At 55.4% G+C, this 16,552-nt stretch carries 16 protein-coding genes and 1 tRNA gene; 5 read left to right on the forward strand and 12 right to left on the reverse strand.

Annotated elements, in window-relative coordinates:
• Window positions 1–82 precede the first annotated feature (82 nt).
• Complete coding sequence (locus ACZ5FM_RS00410) at window positions 83–3,592, reverse strand: PAS domain-containing hybrid sensor histidine kinase/response regulator (RefSeq protein WP_464039409.1); 3,510 nt, start codon at window positions 3,590–3,592, stop codon at window positions 83–85.
• A 220-nt stretch (window positions 3,593–3,812) separates the two neighbouring features.
• Between ACZ5FM_RS00410 and mscL the strand changes: the two genes are divergently transcribed.
• From mscL to galE, 3 genes are all read left to right on the forward strand, one after another.
• Window positions 3,813–4,241 (forward strand): large conductance mechanosensitive channel protein MscL, encoded by a 429-nt coding sequence (gene mscL, locus ACZ5FM_RS00415; protein ID WP_250983438.1) that lies wholly within the window; start codon window positions 3,813–3,815, stop codon window positions 4,239–4,241.
• A gap of 156 nt (window positions 4,242–4,397) precedes the next feature.
• Window positions 4,398–5,564, forward strand: a complete 1,167-nt coding sequence (locus tag ACZ5FM_RS00420) for a pyridoxal phosphate-dependent aminotransferase (RefSeq protein ID WP_259147739.1) — start codon at window positions 4,398–4,400, stop codon at window positions 5,562–5,564.
• A 155-nt stretch (window positions 5,565–5,719) separates the two neighbouring features.
• A complete protein-coding gene (gene galE / locus ACZ5FM_RS00425; RefSeq protein WP_464039410.1) occupies window positions 5,720–6,757 on the forward strand; it encodes a UDP-glucose 4-epimerase GalE in 1,038 nt (345 codons plus the stop codon).
• Between the two features lie 28 nt (window positions 6,758–6,785).
• On the opposite strand, the gene ACZ5FM_RS00430 is transcribed toward galE, so the two are convergent.
• The 10 genes from ACZ5FM_RS00430 to ACZ5FM_RS00475 form a co-directional block, all read right to left on the reverse strand.
• On the reverse strand, window positions 6,786–7,619 hold the full coding sequence (locus tag ACZ5FM_RS00430; protein WP_464039411.1) for a DUF6030 family protein: 834 nt from the start codon (window positions 7,617–7,619) through the stop codon (window positions 6,786–6,788).
• A 27-nt stretch (window positions 7,620–7,646) separates the two neighbouring features.
• Window positions 7,647–7,850, reverse strand: a complete 204-nt coding sequence (yacG, locus tag ACZ5FM_RS00435; protein WP_259147736.1) for a DNA gyrase inhibitor YacG — start codon at window positions 7,848–7,850, stop codon at window positions 7,647–7,649.
• A gap of 5 nt (window positions 7,851–7,855) precedes the next feature.
• Complete coding sequence (locus ACZ5FM_RS00440) at window positions 7,856–8,479, reverse strand: Maf-like protein (RefSeq protein ID WP_250983443.1); 624 nt, start codon at window positions 8,477–8,479, stop codon at window positions 7,856–7,858.
• A 120-nt stretch (window positions 8,480–8,599) separates the two neighbouring features.
• A complete protein-coding gene (gene infA, locus ACZ5FM_RS00445) occupies window positions 8,600–8,818 on the reverse strand; it encodes a translation initiation factor IF-1 (RefSeq protein ID WP_027673809.1) in 219 nt (72 codons plus the stop codon).
• A gap of 118 nt (window positions 8,819–8,936) precedes the next feature.
• A complete protein-coding gene (locus ACZ5FM_RS00450) occupies window positions 8,937–9,416 on the reverse strand; it encodes an arsenate-mycothiol transferase ArsC (RefSeq protein ID WP_192486837.1) in 480 nt (159 codons plus the stop codon).
• A gap of 8 nt (window positions 9,417–9,424) precedes the next feature.
• Window positions 9,425–9,898 carry a UPF0262 family protein gene (locus tag ACZ5FM_RS00455; protein WP_259147728.1) on the reverse strand — a complete coding sequence of 158 codons (474 nt, stop codon included), beginning with the start codon at window positions 9,896–9,898 and terminating at the stop codon, window positions 9,425–9,427.
• Between the two features lie 3 nt (window positions 9,899–9,901).
• Window positions 9,902–11,200 carry a histidinol dehydrogenase gene (hisD, locus tag ACZ5FM_RS00460; RefSeq protein WP_464039412.1) on the reverse strand — a complete coding sequence of 433 codons (1,299 nt, stop codon included), beginning with the start codon at window positions 11,198–11,200 and terminating at the stop codon, window positions 9,902–9,904.
• 139 nt (window positions 11,201–11,339) lie between these two features.
• Window positions 11,340–11,777 carry a DUF2948 family protein gene (locus ACZ5FM_RS00465; RefSeq protein ID WP_312946355.1) on the reverse strand — a complete coding sequence of 146 codons (438 nt, stop codon included), beginning with the start codon at window positions 11,775–11,777 and terminating at the stop codon, window positions 11,340–11,342.
• Between the two features lie 200 nt (window positions 11,778–11,977).
• On the reverse strand, window positions 11,978–13,270 hold the full coding sequence (gene murA / locus ACZ5FM_RS00470) for a UDP-N-acetylglucosamine 1-carboxyvinyltransferase (protein ID WP_192486840.1): 1,293 nt from the start codon (window positions 13,268–13,270) through the stop codon (window positions 11,978–11,980).
• A 104-nt stretch (window positions 13,271–13,374) separates the two neighbouring features.
• Window positions 13,375–13,638, reverse strand: a complete 264-nt coding sequence (locus ACZ5FM_RS00475) for a hypothetical protein (protein WP_250983446.1) — start codon at window positions 13,636–13,638, stop codon at window positions 13,375–13,377.
• A gap of 154 nt (window positions 13,639–13,792) precedes the next feature.
• On the opposite strand from ACZ5FM_RS00475, the gene ACZ5FM_RS00480 reads away from it, so the two are divergent.
• A tRNA-Thr gene (locus ACZ5FM_RS00480) sits at window positions 13,793–13,867 on the forward strand.
• A 141-nt stretch (window positions 13,868–14,008) separates the two neighbouring features.
• Here ACZ5FM_RS00480 and ACZ5FM_RS00485 read toward each other — a convergent pair.
• Window positions 14,009–15,181: a hypothetical protein gene (locus ACZ5FM_RS00485; protein WP_464039413.1), complete on the reverse strand. Its 1,173-nt coding sequence runs from the start codon at window positions 15,179–15,181 to the stop codon at window positions 14,009–14,011.
• Between the two features lie 228 nt (window positions 15,182–15,409).
• Between ACZ5FM_RS00485 and ACZ5FM_RS00490 the strand changes: the two genes are divergently transcribed.
• Window positions 15,410–16,366 carry an NAD(P)H-dependent flavin oxidoreductase gene (locus ACZ5FM_RS00490; protein WP_464039414.1) on the forward strand — a complete coding sequence of 319 codons (957 nt, stop codon included), beginning with the start codon at window positions 15,410–15,412 and terminating at the stop codon, window positions 16,364–16,366.
• Window positions 16,367–16,552: the final 186 nt, after the last annotated feature.

Below are 16,552 nucleotides of genomic sequence, written 5' to 3' on the forward strand. Positions count from 1 at the left end.
CCACTCGAAGAAATCGCCAAAATGACAAATGCCCCGCACGTAATTGCGGGGCATTTGTCATTGGCAGGGTATTTCCAGGACCTTATTCTGCTGCTGCACGAATACGCGCTGAAAGCTGCGTCATGTAAGCGCGCAGCACCGCAGGCCGCACCGGCTTGTGCTGAATGGTGATGTTGTGTTTTTCGGCCTCGTTGCGCACCTCTGGCGTGCGATCGGCCGTGATCAATAGCGCGGGGATGTCCGCCTTATAGAGTGCGCGTAAAAGCAGGATGGCACCAACACCACTGCCATCGCCGAGATGATAATCGGCGATAATCAGGTCTGGCGGCTGTGGTGATGTCACGGGCAACAGATCAAGCGCGGCAATCGCATCGGCCTGTAGCACCTCGCAGCCCCAGCCGCTGATCAGCAGCGCCATGCCCTCAAGGATTTTCGGCTCATTGTCGATGCACAGCACCCGCAAACCGGCCAGCGGTTCGTGCATGCCCCCGGCATTGCCGGTTGGTAGCGCTGTGACGCTGATATTTTCGGACTTGTCACGAGGGAGGCTGATACGGAAGGTCGTGCCTTTACTGAGCGTCGAAGAAAGCTGCACAGGGTGGTTCAGAACACGAGAAATGCGATCCACGATAGAAAGCCCCAACCCGAGCCCAGTTGCCGTTCTGGCGCCTTCCTCAAGGCGCGCAAACTCTTTAAAGACAGTGCGGAACTTGGAGGCTGGAATGCCGATGCCGGAATCCATCACCTGCAGCACAACATTCTTCCCGTCACGGCGCACACCGACAAGTACTTTGCCCGACAGCGTATATTTGATGGCGTTAGAGACAAGGTTTTGCACCAAGCGACGCAACAGGTTCGGGTCGGAGCGCACGGAAAGCGAGGTCGGCATGACAACCAGCTTCAGATTTTTTTCGCGGGCAATCGGTGCGAAGTCCGTTTCGATCCGCCGCAGCAGATCATTAAGTGGCACAGACGCAAAGCGGGGCTTCATCGCGCCGGTATCAAGGCGGGAAATGTCGAGAACTGCGCCGAGGATCGATTCCACGGATTCGAGCGATGAATCGATGTTCTGCACCAGTGTGCTGTCATCGGACGTGCCTAGCCGCTCAACCAGTGCCGAAGAATAAAGCCGCGCGGCGTTGAGTGGTTGCAGAATGTCGTGGCCAGCTGCCGCAAAAAACCGCGTCTTGCCGATATTGGCTTCATCGGCAAGGGCGCGTGCTTCGGCGAGTTCACAATTCACCCGCGTCAACTCGCTGGTGCGCTCCGCCACCCTCTGTTCGAGTGTCTCATTGGCCTGCTGCAAGGCGCGGTCGACAGCCACCCGTTCTGTAATATCGGTGAAGGTCGCAACAATGCCGGTGTCCGGCATCGCGTTGGAGCGCACTTCAATGATGCGCCGGCTCTGCGACAGGACTATCGCGAATGGCATGTCGAGCGTCAGGAAGTTGCCGATGAGTTGGTCGGAATCCCGCGACGTTACATCACCTCGTTCCTGCAACATGGCGACAATGTCGGAAAGCGGCAGACCGACACGGCCAAACTGTTCCGGCAGGTCAAGCAGGGTTCTGAAACGCCTGTTCCAGATGGTCAGTTGGTGCGAGCTGTCAAAAACCGCAATGCCCTGATCCATCTGTGCAAGAGCGGTTTGCAGCATGTCCTGATTATACTGCAGCGCTTCGCTTGCTTGATCGAGCAACCAGGCCGTATCGGCATTGGTATCTTCCGCCTTTTGCAGGATCAATGACAACACGAGCCGTGCCGATGACGAGCCGATGGCGCTTCCGAGCAACTGTTCGGAGAAATGGATAAGGGCCATATCGGCCGGCTGATCGTCATCCAACTTTCGCCCGGCGGTTTTTTCATAGGTGGCCAGTGAACGCTGCATGCGCTCTTCGCCGAGATAACGGGCCACTGCACTTTTAAGGTCGCCAACACTGACCCGTGTTTTCCAGCCACGTGTCGCAAACTGCGATCGGGAGTGACGTTTGACGAAAATGCCGGATTGGATGCGCTCCACCGGCCGTGGATTGCGCGACAGGGAGCCCAGGATAAAGGCTAGACTGTTGACGATCAGGCTAAGGATAACCGAGTTGACAAGCGGATCATGGTTTTCCGGATTGAACAGCGACAGGCCAGGGAAAACGAAACCGAGAATGCTTGCCGCAACCCGTGAATAGTCGGGTCCGCCAAGGCTTGGCAAAAACAGCAGGTAGGCCCAGACTAGAAAACCTGACACCAGACCGGCAATGGCGCCGCGCGCATTCGCTCTGCGCCACAACAGGCCACCAAATAGCGACGGCGCCATCTGCGCGATAGCTGCAAAGGCGAGAAGGCCGATCGACGCAAGACCGGTGGTGCTGTCGGCAGCGCGGTAATAGGCATATCCTAACAGTAGCACGGCAAAAATCGCCGTGCGGCGGATGTTCAGCAGGGTTTTGGCAAAATCGGCGCGGTGCGTCGTGCGGCTCATCAGCTTGTGGCGAAGGAAAATCGGCATCACGATATCGTTGGAAATCATGATGGAAAGTGCGACCGAAGCTACGATGACCATGGCGGTGGCCGCAGAAAACCCACCGATGAACGTGATCAGCGTGACAACAGGCATTTGTCCCGTCAGCGGCAGTTGCAGCACATACAGGTCTGCCTCGCCAGTATTGCCGAGTGTGATCACGCCCGCCATGGCGATGGGTAGCACAAACACATTGATGGCGACGAGGTAGAGCGGCAGCAGAAAGCCTGCCATGCGCAGTTCTTCGCTGGTACGGTTTTCGACAACGGTGACATGAAACTGGCGCGGCAGCATGATGATCGCAAAGGATGACAGCATGGTCAGCACGATCCAGCGGCTGATCGGCGTCTGATAGGTCAGCGCTGCCATGGCCTGCTCGTTTTGCCGGGTCAGTTCCCAAAGCTGCACAGGACCGTCAAACAGGAAAAATATCACGTAGATGCCGGCCGTGCAGATCGCCAAAAGCTTGACGAGCGACTCCATCGAGATGGCCAGAATAAGCCCGTCCTGATGTTCGGTCGCATCGGTATGGCGCGTGCCGAAAATCACAGCAAAACCCGCCATCAACACGGTGACGATAAAAGCAAGGTCAAGGAAATAGAGATTGCCGCTGCCAATGCCATAATCTGATGGGTTCACCATGGCGGCAACGGAGTTGGAAACTGCCTTCAGCTGCAGTGCGATATAGGGAATAGCTCCGATCAGCGAGATCAACGCGACGATGATCGAGACGGCTGAGTTCTTGCCATAGCGCGCTGCGATAAAGTCGGCGACTGATGTCAGTTTCTCGGCCTTAGCCAGCTGGATGATACGCCTGATAACTGGCATGCCGATGGTGAAGGCAAGCACCGGACCGATATAGATGGCCAGAAATTCCAACCCGTGTGTTGCTGCAAGTCCAACACCACCGAAATACGTCCAGGACGTGCAATAAATCGCCAGGCTAAGCGCATAGACGATCGGGCGGCCGCGTTTGGAAACACTTGTCCTGCGGCTGTTGCGGTCACCAAGACTGGCGACAACAAACAACAGCAGAATATAGGCAAATGCCGCAACTAAGATAAGCCAACCGGGAAGCACATGTCCTCCATCGCCCGGCAAAAATGACAGGCTTTCATGATCCTCCGAGGCAAACCATAGGACAAATGCGCAGGGTTGGAAATTACTCTTTGGTCGTCAATGGTTTGGCGTTGGCCAGATAATCACGCGCATAGATAGAGAAGCATTTAAACTTTGGTTTAGCATGTTATTATGAAGCAGTCTGGCGTTCGTTGGACTGATCTAACTGGGGACATCTTGAATGCTCAATGAATTTAAAACCTTTATCGCCAGAGGCAACGTCATGGACCTTGCTGTCGGCGTTATCATCGGCGCGGCTTTCAACAAGATCGTTGAATCCGTCGTCAATGACCTCGTCATGCCAATTGTCGGTGCGATCTTCGGTGGCTTTGATTTCTCGAACTACTTCTTGCCACTTAGCTCAAATGTGACAGCAGTATCGCTGGCAGCTGCGCGTGAGCAGGGTGCGGTTTTCGCATATGGCAGCTTCCTTACCGTCGCTATCAATTTCCTGATCCTTGCCTGGATCATCTTCCTGATGGTCAAGGGTGTAAACAAGATCCGCGCCAGTGTGGAACGTAAGGAAGCAGCGCAAGAAGCTGTACCGGCACCACCACCGGAAGACATCAAGCTGCTGTCGGAAATCCGCGATCTTCTCAAGACGCGCTGATCTTTTTCAGCCTAGGCGTCCATCGATTTTTGAACCGGCCAGTTGCAGGGCTGGCCGGTTCTCGACCCATCACAAAATGCGATATGATCTTCACGTAATTTCCATGGAAGAGGGCAGGGTGATTGCGTAATAAAGGACAAACGGAGTGTGTCCTTTATGTCTTTATTGAATAGCTTGAGTGCCAGATCTCTCGCCGCGCCTGCCAGCGGTATCATTGAAATCGTCAAATATGCCCGTGGCCGCGAAGGCCTGTTGCCTTTGTGGACTGGCGAAGGCGACCTGCCGACACCTGATTTCATCAGCAACGCCACCGTAGCAGCATTAAATGCCGGTGAAACCTTCTACACCTGGCAGCGCGGTATTCCGGAATTGCGCGATGCGCTTTCGCGTTATTACCAGCGCCACTTCTCCGTTTCCTTGCCGCAGGACAGTTTTCTGGTCACCGGTTCGGGCATGCAGGCCATCGCGCTTGCCGTGCAGGCTCTGACATCACCGGGTGATGAGATGATCTACCTCTCACCGACATGGCCGAATATCGTCGCTGCCATCGGTGTTGCTGGCGCGAGTGCCGTTGGCGTCGGCATTGATTTTGCCGATGGCAAGTGGTCGCTGGACATCGAGAAAATTGCAGACGCCATCACGCCCAAAACCCGAGCGCTGTTCATCAACACGCCATCCAACCCGACGGGATGGGTCGCCACCCATCAAGACCTCACCAATATTCTGGCGCTGGCCAGAAAACATGGCCTGTGGATCATTGCTGACGAAATTTATGCCCAATATTATTATGGCGAGGGTCGCGCTCCATCGTTTTTTGATGTGATGGACGAAGGTGATCGCATTGTTTTCGCCAATTCCTTCTCCAAGAACTGGTCGATGACCGGATGGCGTGTTGGCTGGGTGGTGGCACCACCAGAGATCGGCCAAGTGATTGAGAACCTCATCCAATATTCTACGTCGGGTGTGGCACAATTCATGCAGCGTGGTGCGGTAGTCGCATTGGATGAGGGCGATGACTTTGTACGGCAAAACTATGAGCGTGCACGGTTATCACGCGATATTCTCTGCGACGCATTAATTGCTACCAACCGGGTAGAAACGCTGAAGCCGGACGGTGCCCTCTATGCATTCCTGAAAATTGACGGTGTCACCAACAGCCGTGAAGCGGCGTTTGATATCGTCGATAAAACAGGTGTCGGCCTTGCTCCGGGAACCGCGTTTGGCAAGGGTGGAGAACTGTTCCTGCGCGCCTGCTTCCTGCGCAATCCTGACCACATTCGCGACGCCGCAGACCGCCTGTCGTCCTATATTTTGAGCCGATAGGAGATCGGATAAAATTTTATCGGTTTTGAAAACGGCTTGTAAGTAACGTTTTTTGAATTACTTGCCGTTTTCTGCCGGTGCACCCGTAGCGTAATGAATAGTGAACAGTTGAATGGTTTTGTGCTTCCAACAAAAAGAAACAGGGAAGTACATAAATGTCTGTTCTGGTTACGGGTGGGGCTGGTTATATCGGCAGCCATATGGTCTGGGCACTGCTGGATGCAGGCGAAGACGTTATCGTTCTGGATCGTCTTTCGACCGGCTTTCGCTGGGTTGTCGCACCGCAGGCTCGTTTTTATCTGGGCGATGTCGGCGATGGCGAACTGCTGAACCAGATCTTCTCTGAAAATGACATCGATACGGTCATGCATTTTGCAGGATCGGTGATTGTACCGGATTCTATTTCCAGCCCGCTAGACTATTATGAGAACAACACCAGCAAAACCGGAAAGTTGGTGTCCGCGGCGCTGGCGCATGGCGTGAAGAACATCGTTTATTCTTCGACGGCTGCTGTCTACGGCAACCAGCATGCAAATGGGCCGGTCGCAGAAACCGCCATTTTGAGCCCTGAAAACCCTTATGGGCTTTCCAAGCTGATGTCGGAAATCATGCTGCGCGATGCCGCTGCCGCCCATGATCTGCGTTATGTGGCGCTGCGTTACTTCAACGTGGCGGGCGCTGACATTCAGGGACGTACAGGCCTGTCGGCCGAAGGTGCGACACACCTTATCAAGGTTGCCTGTGAGGCAGCAACCGGCAGACGTGACCATGTCGACGTTTATGGTGTCGACTATGACACGCATGACGGTACGGGTGTGCGTGACTATATTCATGTCAACGATCTGGTCGATGCACATATCCGCGCTCTGGAATATCTGCGCGCCGGTGGCCAGCCCCTGGTTGCCAATAGCGGGTATGGCCACGGTTATTCGGTCATGGACGTTATTTCTGCGGTCCAGCAGGAATACGGCCGCACGATCAAGGTGAATTATTGCCAGCGTCGTCCAGGTGATGTGGCCAGCATGATGGCTGATTCAACCGTTGCCAAAACTGAACTCGGTTGGCAGCCGCGTTACGATGACCTGAACCTGATCATCCGCACAGCGCTGGCGTGGGAGGAAACCTTGGAAGATCAGCGTGCAGGCGATCTGGACAGAATTCAGCGCAAGCTGGCGGTCGCCGGCTATCGCTAAACCGACCGAAACAGCCGGGCTGTAAATGTCAGCCTGGTGCCGCCTTGTGGGCGGGTTGATGCCGGAAAGGCATGTCCCGTTCTGGTGCCGCAGCGACGAGCCATTGCGCCGTATCAAAAAAGTTGCGGGTGCGTTTCAACTCGGCCGTCCGGTCGGTTGGCACAATCAGAATATTGTAGCGGTCCTGATTGCTGAATTCGCGTTTGATTGAAACGCGCATGCCGAAATGGTCGGTATCATAGTCTTCTGCGGGAATGGTCTGGGGCAGGTCCGTCCAGCGCAATTGCTGGGCAGCAAGCGTCAAAGCCTTGTCCAGCTGCTCACGCATGCGTTTGCCGTCGTCAGTCGCAGGGCTGGCAATTTTCATGCGCAGTGACGTCACCCGTCCGTCAGCCGCACCCTTTATGTCCAGAAAAAACGAGGCAAAGTCGGTGGTGCCATCGGTTGCCTCATGCATTTCTTCCGCAAGGCATTCGAAGGTATTGGCGTCATAGGGGCTGGCCTGCCAGCCGCTACCGGCAATGATAAAACCGCTCCGCGCAAAGACATCGCACAGGCTCTGGCCGGGAACACGGAACTGGCGCACAAAAGCCGAAGGCAGATCGTTGAGTGTGTGCAGCAGCAACCGCACGGGCACTGGCGGCAGCTGGGAGACCTGTGGTCGCTCTGTCTTTTGATCCGGCGCAACTTCCACTGAAGGTTTTGGGTGCAGCCAGTCAATATGGAAGTAGTCGAGCAGGGCGCGCAGGTGCCGTTTGTCATTGGCCAACAGTAACGGCGTGCCAATCGCGGCACAGGCCAATGCAACGGAAATCAGGATTGGAAGCGTTCGGCTTTTTCGTTTGAGAGGATGATTATCCATCCGAACTGCCCCCGGAAACGCTTTGTCTTATTCGTCACCCTGACGTTCGGCGGAGGCTTTGCTTTCATCCTCTGCCACCGGAATGGCATAGGAGCCCTTAAGCCAGCGTGAGAGGTCAAGAGACCGGCAGCGATCCGAACAGAAAGGATAATTATCCCGCGTAGATGGATGCCCGCATTCCGGGCACGGCTGCGTTTTGCGCAAGGGCGTTACATTTCCTGTCGTCGTCATCCGTCTCAGCCTTCCGCCCAGCCGGATACGACATCAAAGCCTTCTCCAGCCAGTAATGTTGCTGTTTCATAAAGTGGCAGTCCCACGACATTGGAATAGGAACCGGTCAATTTTTGGACGAAACAGCCAGCAATGCCCTGAATGCCGTAGGCACCGGCTTTGCCGCGCCATTGACCCGAGGCAATGTAATTGTCGATTTCACTGCTGGAAAGGCGCTTGAAACGCACCTTTGTTTCAGCAATTTTCTGCCGGATCTTGCCGCCGGGCGTCACCAGGCAGATGCCGGTATAAACCCAGTGGCTGCGTCCGGAAAGAAGATGCAGTGCAGCTGATGCTTCCTCGACATATTCCGCCTTGCCGACAATGCGACGGCCAACGGCGACAACAGTGTCCGAGCCAAGCACATAGGCATCGCTCCAGCTCAACTCACCCTTGACGGCAGCATAAGCGGCTTGTGCCTTCTGAAGAGACAGGCGGCGGCACAGGGTTCTGGGATGCTCAAGACGTACTGGTGTTTCATCAATGTCCATCGGCATCAAACGCGCAGGCTTGATTCCGATCTGGTTAAGAAGATCCAGCCGGCGCGGAGAGCCGGAAGCCAGTATCAGCTTTTGAGTGAGTGCCGTCATGAATGCCCCAGCCGCTTCTCGAGTGTCGTGCGCTTGCGGCGCTCAACCCTGTTTTATCGGCGCAACGCTGTTTCCGAAAATCGCTTCATATGTCCGGATCGATGCGCCAGCCTTGTCGTCTTACTTGAAGCGGTATGTAATACGGCCCTTGGTCAGGTCGTATGGTGTCATTTCAACCAGAACCTTGTCGCCAGCCAGAACGCGAATACGGTTCTTGCGCATGCGACCAGCGGTGTGGGCAATGATCTCATGTTCGTTTTCCAGCTTCACGCGAAAGGTCGCATTAGGCAGGAGTTCGGTGACGACACCCGGAAATTCGAGGACTTCTTCTTTTGTCATGTGGAGGTTTTCTTTCTGTTCTATCTATACCGGACAGATAAGTCCGGGAAAATTGGGCGGAAACTACACAATCGCCACCCATTTGTGAACCTTGCAGTTCACGAAATCTTCAATTGTTTCAAACCGTCTCTGAGAACGGTTTTCCACGGGTGGGTAATCGCTCTGTAATCATGCGTGTCAGGTAATCCCGCACGTCACGATATGCATCGAGAATCTGCTCGCGTGTGCCGGTTACGACGGTCGGATCCATGGTCGGCCAGTAGACCACATCGAGCGAATTGGAGCGGGTCAATTCCAGCGCGGAGTGATGGGCTTCCGGTGTTAATGTAATGATAAGATCGAAAAAATCATCCTCGATTTCTTCAAGTGTTCTCGGTTTGTGTTTGCCAAGCGTCAGACCCACCTCATCTAGCACCGCATCGACGAAGGGATCGCGCTCGCCTGAGCGTACACCGGCCGATTGAATATAGATGCCCGGCACAATCAGCTGTTTGGCAATGACCTCGGCCATGGGGGAGCGGATGGAATTCATACCGCACATAAATAGAATGGCGCGCGGTGCTTTGGGCTCTGTGTGGCTGACTGAAGGATCGCTCATCGCCCGACCTAGCCCCGCCAGTAGAGAACGCAGACAAGGGTGAACAGGCGACGTGCCGTATCGAAATCAACTTTTATCTTGCCGGACAGGCGGTCCATCAGGGTTTGTGAGCCGTCATTGTGGATACCGCGCCGCCCCATGTCGATCGCTTCGATCTGGCTCGGTGTCGCAGACCGAATGGCTTCATAATAGCTTTCGCAGATCATGAAGTAGTCTTTGATGATCCGGCGAAACGGCGTCAGCGAAAGAATATGTGTTGCCACATCCTTGTCGTCTTCGCTTTTGATGGAAAAGACTAGTTTGGCCTCCACCAGCGAAATATACAGCCGGTAAGGGCCGCCAGCATGGCCAAGCGGCTCAAAGCTGTTTTCCTCGATCAGGTCAAATATGGCAACGGCGCGTTCATGCTCGACATCTGGCGTAGAGCGGCCAATGCTCTCATCCAGAATAACGTCACAAAGCCTGAAAGCGCCTGTGGCCATTCATCACCCTTCAGGATTGAGGCGTATGGCAACTGACTTGGCATGCGCATCCAATCCCTCGGAATGGGCGAGGGTGATGGCAGCAGGTGCCAGCTGTCGCAATTGTTCAGCGCCAAGCCGCAGAATAGAGGTGCGCTTGACGAAGTCGAGAACCGATAGGCCGGACGAAAAACGTGCCGAGCGCGCGGTCGGCAGAACGTGGTTCGAACCACCGACATAATCGCCGATCACTTCAGGCGTATGGCGACCAACAAAGATCGCTCCGGCGTTTCTGACCTTACTGATCAGGGCGTCCGGATCTTCCACGGCAAGTTCCAAATGTTCGGCGGCAATGCGGTTTGCCAGCGGAATGGAGGCTGCCAGATTCGGAACGATGATGATGGCGCCAAAATCGGCCCAGCTTGCTGTTGCCGTTTCTGCACGCGACAACAATTTCAACTGGCGCTCGACAGCCGCCTCCACCGCATGACCGAGTTCCGCGTCGTCGGTAATCAGAATGGATTGCGCACCACGGTCATGTTCGGCTTGCGCCAGCAGGTCGGCGGCCAGCCAGTCCGGGTTGTTGTCCTTGTCAGCAATAACAAGAACCTCGGAGGGACCTGCAATCATGTCGATGCCGACCGTGCCGAATACCTGGCGCTTGGCAGCAGCAACATAGGCGTTGCCAGGGCCAACGATCTTGGCAACTGGGGCAATGCTTTCAGTGCCGTAGGCAAGGGCCGCCACGGCCTGGGCACCGCCAATGCGGTAGATTTCTTCAACGCCCGCAATATGCGCTGCAGCGAGAACGGCGGGATTGATGCTGCCGCCATTGGCCGGCACAACCATGACGATGCGCTCTACGCCGGCCACCTTGGCCGGAACGGCGTTCATCAGCACCGAGCTTGGATAACTTGCCGTACCGCCGGGCACGTAAAGGCCAACCGCTTCGATGGCTGTCCAGCGGGACCCAAGACCAACGCCGATATCGTCTTCGTAGATATCATCTTTTGGCATCTGGCGGGCATGGTGTTTTTCAATGCGTTTTGCAGCCAGCTTCAAGGCATCGACAACGGCCGGATCGACCAGATCGACTGCAGCGGCAATTTCCTGCTTGGTGACGCGCATCGGCACCTTGGAGAAGTCGAGCCCATCAAACCGCAGCGAATATTCCGCCAGCGCCGCATCACCCCGTTTCCTGACATCATCGATGATGGCATGGACGGTTGCGTTCACATCTTCGGAAACTTCTCGTTTGGTTGTCAGGAAATCCGCAAAAGTCTTTTCAAACGTCTCGGATGTCAGCTCCAGCCAGATTGCCACGTCGTATAACCCTCTCAAGCCCCGCCACATCGATTGGCGGGGTATTGCATATCGCAGTAAGTGTATAGCGATTTCAGGGCTGTGGCATAGATCGAAACGGATGTTTTGTGCAACATCGGGAGTGTTATTCGCCCAGATGTTACTCGTCTACGTGCTGGGGCTTTGATGCCGTTTCCCAGGAACCGCTGGCATCAGCCAGTTGCGCTTCGATGCACTCCACATCAAGCGCGATTGCACCGCCACCGGACAGCGTCAACTCGATCGTGCCATCCGGACCATCTCCCTTTGCGGTGAAACGAATGGCCAGCAGCGAATGAACCTGATCCTTGTTGCTGCGATCGATGTCGTGAGATCGCACGGCTTGAACGCGTTTTAAAACGAGAACAGCGCGGCTGCGCTCAAAAGGCCTGTTTTTAACGGTCGCCGTTTCCCACACAAAGCGGTTGACCGAAAGCGCAAACTGGCCCCGCTTAGCGTCATAGGATGCATCCACCAACTTGAAGACACTGTCTTGCATATGGGTCGAGATAACCGCGAGATCCTCGCCGTCGAGTGCCAGAAGTTTAAGATCAGCCATTGTTCTATTCCTTGTGGCATAGCGGCGCCGTGCTGCGCCGCATCTGTTTGAGCGCACATCCTGCCGAGCCCAGTGCTGCCGCACTGGTGGCTCGGTGTAAACAGGAAATGCTTTATCAAGGAGATAGGAAATCAGGCGGCGTTGCGCAACGGGGGAATGAAGCTGCGCAACACATGCTTTGCCGAAAATACGGCCTGTTATTAATCGCTGATGCGCTCGACAAGCGCGCCGCAACGGGTCAGCTTTTCTTCAAGCCGCTCGAAACCACGGTCAAGGTGGTAGACGCGGGAAACGATTGTCTCACCTTCGGCTGCGAGACCGGCAATGACCAGCGAAACAGAGGCGCGAAGGTCTGTTGCCATGACCGGTGCGCCACGCAGGCGCTCGGTGCCCTCAATGCGGGCCGTCTGGCCGGAGAGGGTGATCTTTGCGCCAAGCCGCGCCAGTTCCTGCACATGCATGAACCGATTTTCGAAAATGGTTTCCGTCACGTGGGCTACGCCCTGCGAACGGGTCATCAGCGCCATGAACTGTGCCTGCAGGTCGGTCGGAAAACCGGGGAATGGCTCGGTGACGATATCGACCGGCTGAATGCCATTGCCGTTGCGCACCACACGCAGACCGCTTTCGGTCTCGGTAATGGTGGCGCCAGAGCGGCGAATGGTCTCAAGGGCTGTGTCCAGCAGGGCAGCAGTGGTGCCTTCCAGCACAACGTCACCGCCGGTCATGGCCACAGCCATGGCATAAGTGCCGGTTTCAATGCGGTCTGGCAGCACGCGGTGGCGCGCACCGGAAAGCGACGTCACGCCTTCGATGGTGATGGTAGATGTGCCAGCACCTTCAATCTTTGCACCCATGGCGGTCAGGCACTTGGCGAGATCAACAACTTCCGGCTCCTTGGCCGCGTTGTGAATAACTGTCGTACCCTTGGCGAGTGTGGCCGCCATCAGCATGACATGCGTGGCACCGACCGAAACCTTCGGGAAAGTGTAGCTGTTGCCAACTAGACCACCCTTGGGGGCAGTGGCAGTGATGTAGCCGCCATCGATTTCCATCGTTGCACCGAGCGCTTCCAGGCCGTCAATGAACAGATCGACCGGGCGTGTGCCGATGGCGCAGCCGCCAGGCAGCGAAACGCGCGCTCTGCCTTCACGGGCGAGCAACGGGCCAATAACCCAGAAGCTGGCGCGCATCTTGGAAACCAGTTCGTAAGGTGCTGTCGTGTCAACAACGGTGCGGCAGGTGAAGTGAACGGTACGCGAGTAGGATTCACCTTGGCTTTCGCGGCGACCGTTGACGGAAATATCAACGCCATGGTTGCCGAGAATGCGGATCAACTGCTCCACGTCGGCCAGGTGCGGCACATTCTCAAGTGTCAGTGTATCACTGGTAAGCAGCGAGGCGATCATTAACGGCAGGGCAGCATTCTTGGCACCCGAAATCGGGATAATGCCGTTAAGTTTGTTGCCGCCGGTTACTTTGATGCGATCCATACGTCCCTACGGGCTTTGCGCCCGCCTTTCTCGTGCCTTTGTGAAGGATTGGTGTCCTTAGACGAAATCCTGCAGCGTTGCAATTTTGGCAGTCAGATTTCTTGTCAGCACGATTCGTCCGTTTTTGCGGCAGGCAAACCGATTGTTTCATCTTCTGCACCGGAACGTCGTGCCCGGGCCTGATGTTTGCGCCGTTGCAGGTTCTCACGCAGCTTTTGTGCCGCCCGCGCCCTGCGCTGCTCCTCACGTTCTTTCACCTGATCTTTGCGGTCGCCCTTTTTCGCAATTTTTTGCTCAAGGGTATCTGCTGTGTCATCAGCGGCGGAGGAAATGGGCTCGAGCCCTTGTTTTGTGGTGTCTTCAGTCATGTTTCGACATTATCGGAAAAATCCTCAAATCCATAGAGCCGGCTATTTTTTGCACCACTATGTGAATAACTATCAAATTGCTGCTTGCGCTCGGGAAAAACCTATGGCAATAGGCGCCACGCTTGAAGTGTCGAGACCAAGTCAGACACCAGATGCTGCTATAGCTCAGGGGTAGAGCACTCCCTTGGTAAGGGAGAGGCCGAGAGTTCAAATCTCTCTAGCAGCACCATTTACCTCCTTAAAATAACTTATGATTTTCGGTTTAACCGAAATTCGGTTTATTGCGTTAAATCACGCGTTTTTGCGTTCGCTGAGAGAGGCGCAGTCGCCCCTCACGTCAAAGCTAATCTTTTCAGTATGTGGAAAAGTTTTATTGGCCCGGAAGAATACGCACCGAATAAATATTGATCGGCAAGCCGTTGCCATCGACATCGCTGTTGATCAGCAACTGGCCGGGAGAGTTCGGCACCAGTGACCGTTCAAACGTCGCGCGGAACAGCAGGTCAGCCTTTTCAGGTGTTGCCGTGAAACGGTGGCGCGAGCAATCACCCAGGCTTGAGAAATCACAGCTGATGGCTACCTGCGTCTGGCGATCGGTCGAGGATTGCAGCGTCACCGCAATTGTAGAGGATTTGCCAGCCATTTCCTGCAGTACACTGACAGGCACTTCAATGCTGATGTTGCCCTGTTCCGACGGCGTTCTGGACGTAATGCGGCTGGCTACGCCTGCGGCCGTGGCAATCTGCTCGATGCTGGCGTTGGAACCGGCCTTCATGCCCTGTCCGCGCTTGTCGGCATGGTAGATTTCGACCCAGTCGTCAGAAAAACCACGTGCCGGATCAAAAGCAGGCGTAGGGGCGTTGCCTTGAAAATCTTCCGATTCGACCTGCGCTGGTGGGTTCGGCACGCTGGTGTCGCGCTCCGCTTCGCTGAGCAGCAGCCCGGAGGAATACACCCACCATGCCCCCATGCCGATAAAGGCAAGAGTAACGGAGGTCAGCAGAAGGCGAGCGAAAAAGCCGCGTCGTTTTCTGGGGCGGACTGCACGTTCTGGCTTGAAGGCCAGCGAGCCGCCTTCCGACGGCGCTGTGCGCTGTTGTGCTGGTTCAGCTGCGTAAACATCACGAGATGGCGCTTCAGGCTGCGGATAGTGCCTGTCGTGATCATCAAGGCTAGGTGCCTCGTCATACTCATCCACCGGAGCGGAGCGCATTTCTGGCTGAACGGATTCCGTGAAGGTTGGCGCGGTTTTCTGAGCGGAGACGGCTGGCGCGACGGCAGGGGCAGCCGGTGATGGGGGCCTGACCATATGGGACTCGATCTTGTCGAGCAGCCTGTCGCGTTCCTGGGTTTCTATCTCGCGGATCAGTGTTTCCAAACGGTGTCGTTGCTGGGCAATGACCTCTGGGTCATTTATGCCTTGCTTACGCATGCCCGCTTCGAGGGCCTGACGTGATGACTGGTAAATGCGCGCGCGAACCTCAGGATTTGCCCGGTCCGATTTCTCAAGCGCATTGCGAATTGCCGTTTCCAGTCCGCTCACAAAGGGTCCTTTTTTGACGTCACAGTTGATTCTTTTGCAATCGCTACCGTCAGATTTTGGCAATCACAAGCTTCAAGCTAATCAAATGCATCATTGATCCTTGGAAAACAAGCACTCTGGCCTTTGGATGGTCGCGCAAAACACTTAAGCCATCAATGATTTTGACTTGTGTGGCACGTTCACTCTTATATTATTGACGTGTGCGTAAACGTAAGTTGGAGGAAACGAATGCTGCCAGAAGTGCTGAAAAACAATGTGAGGCTGCCTGTCGTGGCATCGCCGCTGTTCATTATTTCGCACCCGCAGTTGACGCTGGCGCAATGCAAGACCGGTGTCATTGGCGCGTTTCCCGCTTTGAATGCCCGCCCGGAAAGCCAGCTGGATGAGTGGCTGGCCCAGCTGACAGAAGAACTCGCTGCACATAACGCGGCGCATCCCGAACGGCCGGCTGCGCCATTTGCCGTGAACCAGATTGTGCATACCTCCAACAAGCGCCTTGAGCATGACCTTATGCTTTGCGTGAAATATCAGGTGCCGGTGGTGATTTCTTCACTGGGCGCGGTTCCAGAGGTTAATGCCGCCATTCATTCTTATGGTGGCATTGTCCTGCATGACATTATCAACAATCGCCACGCGCAGTCTGCCATTCGCAAGGGCGCAGATGGCCTGATTGCCGTGGCAACCGGCGCGGGCGGCCACGCCGGCACATTGTCGCCCTTTGCATTGGTTCAGGAAATACGTAGCTGGTTTGATGGCCCACTATTGCTGGCCGGTGCGATTGCCACAGGCGGCGGAATTCTGGCAGCGCAGGCCATGGGTGCTGATATGGCCTATATCGGCACGCCATTCATCGCCACAGAAGAGGCCCGCGCCACAGACGCTTACAAGCAGGCGCTGGTCGAGGCGCGTGCCGGTGATATTGTCTACTCGAACTATTTTACCGGCATTCACGGTAACTATCTGAAATCGTCGATCACGGCAGCCGGGCTTGATCCAGACAATCTGCCCTCCGCCGATCCCTCCAAGATGGATTTCGGCGCTGCCGTCACCGGCGCCAAGGCTTGGAAAGACATTTGGGGTGCTGGGCAAGGCGTTGGTTCCATTGATGGTGTGGGCAGAGTTGCCGCGCTTGTTGACCGGCTGGAGGCTGAATACCACGAGGCACGTCAGCGCCTGGTACTATGAAATCTTGCCGCTTCGACGGGGTTTATGGTGCTCGAAAAATGCACTCGGAATGTGCCGCCAACATTGACTGAGGCATGCTGCCGACTGGCAAATTTGACGTTGCGCAAATGGGGCTTTGCGTCGCTCAAATTGGCGGTGGCATGGCAATGGAAAATTGACCTGCGGTTATTTCAGCACTTGAAATCC

This window comes from Agrobacterium sp. 5Ca50 (genome assembly GCF_055381905.1).

Excerpts from the sequence above, each read along its gene's own strand:
- ACZ5FM_RS00490 (WP_464039414.1), top strand. The coding sequence starts at position 15,410 with ATGCTGCCAGAAGTGCTGAAAAACAATGTGAGGCTGCCTGTCGTGGCA.
- ACZ5FM_RS00420 (WP_259147739.1), top strand. The coding sequence starts at position 4,398 with ATGTCTTTATTGAATAGCTTGAGTGCCAGATCTCTCGCCGCGCCTGCC.
- ACZ5FM_RS00450 (WP_192486837.1), bottom strand. The coding sequence starts at position 9,416 with ATGAGCGATCCTTCAGTCAGCCACACAGAGCCCAAAGCACCGCGCGCC.
- mscL (WP_250983438.1), top strand. The coding sequence starts at position 3,813 with ATGCTCAATGAATTTAAAACCTTTATCGCCAGAGGCAACGTCATGGAC.
- ACZ5FM_RS00475 (WP_250983446.1), bottom strand. The coding sequence starts at position 13,638 with ATGACTGAAGACACCACAAAACAAGGGCTCGAGCCCATTTCCTCCGCC.
- infA (WP_027673809.1), bottom strand. The coding sequence starts at position 8,818 with ATGACAAAAGAAGAAGTCCTCGAATTTCCGGGTGTCGTCACCGAACTC.
- ACZ5FM_RS00440 (WP_250983443.1), bottom strand. The coding sequence starts at position 8,479 with ATGACGGCACTCACTCAAAAGCTGATACTGGCTTCCGGCTCTCCGCGC.
- murA (WP_192486840.1), bottom strand. The coding sequence starts at position 13,270 with ATGGATCGCATCAAAGTAACCGGCGGCAACAAACTTAACGGCATTATC.
- ACZ5FM_RS00455 (WP_259147728.1), bottom strand. The coding sequence starts at position 9,898 with ATGGCCACAGGCGCTTTCAGGCTTTGTGACGTTATTCTGGATGAGAGC.
- galE (WP_464039410.1), top strand. The coding sequence starts at position 5,720 with ATGTCTGTTCTGGTTACGGGTGGGGCTGGTTATATCGGCAGCCATATG.
- yacG (WP_259147736.1), bottom strand. The coding sequence starts at position 7,850 with ATGACGACGACAGGAAATGTAACGCCCTTGCGCAAAACGCAGCCGTGC.
- ACZ5FM_RS00465 (WP_312946355.1), bottom strand. The coding sequence starts at position 11,777 with ATGGCTGATCTTAAACTTCTGGCACTCGACGGCGAGGATCTCGCGGTT.
- ACZ5FM_RS00430 (WP_464039411.1), bottom strand. The coding sequence starts at position 7,619 with ATGGATAATCATCCTCTCAAACGAAAAAGCCGAACGCTTCCAATCCTG.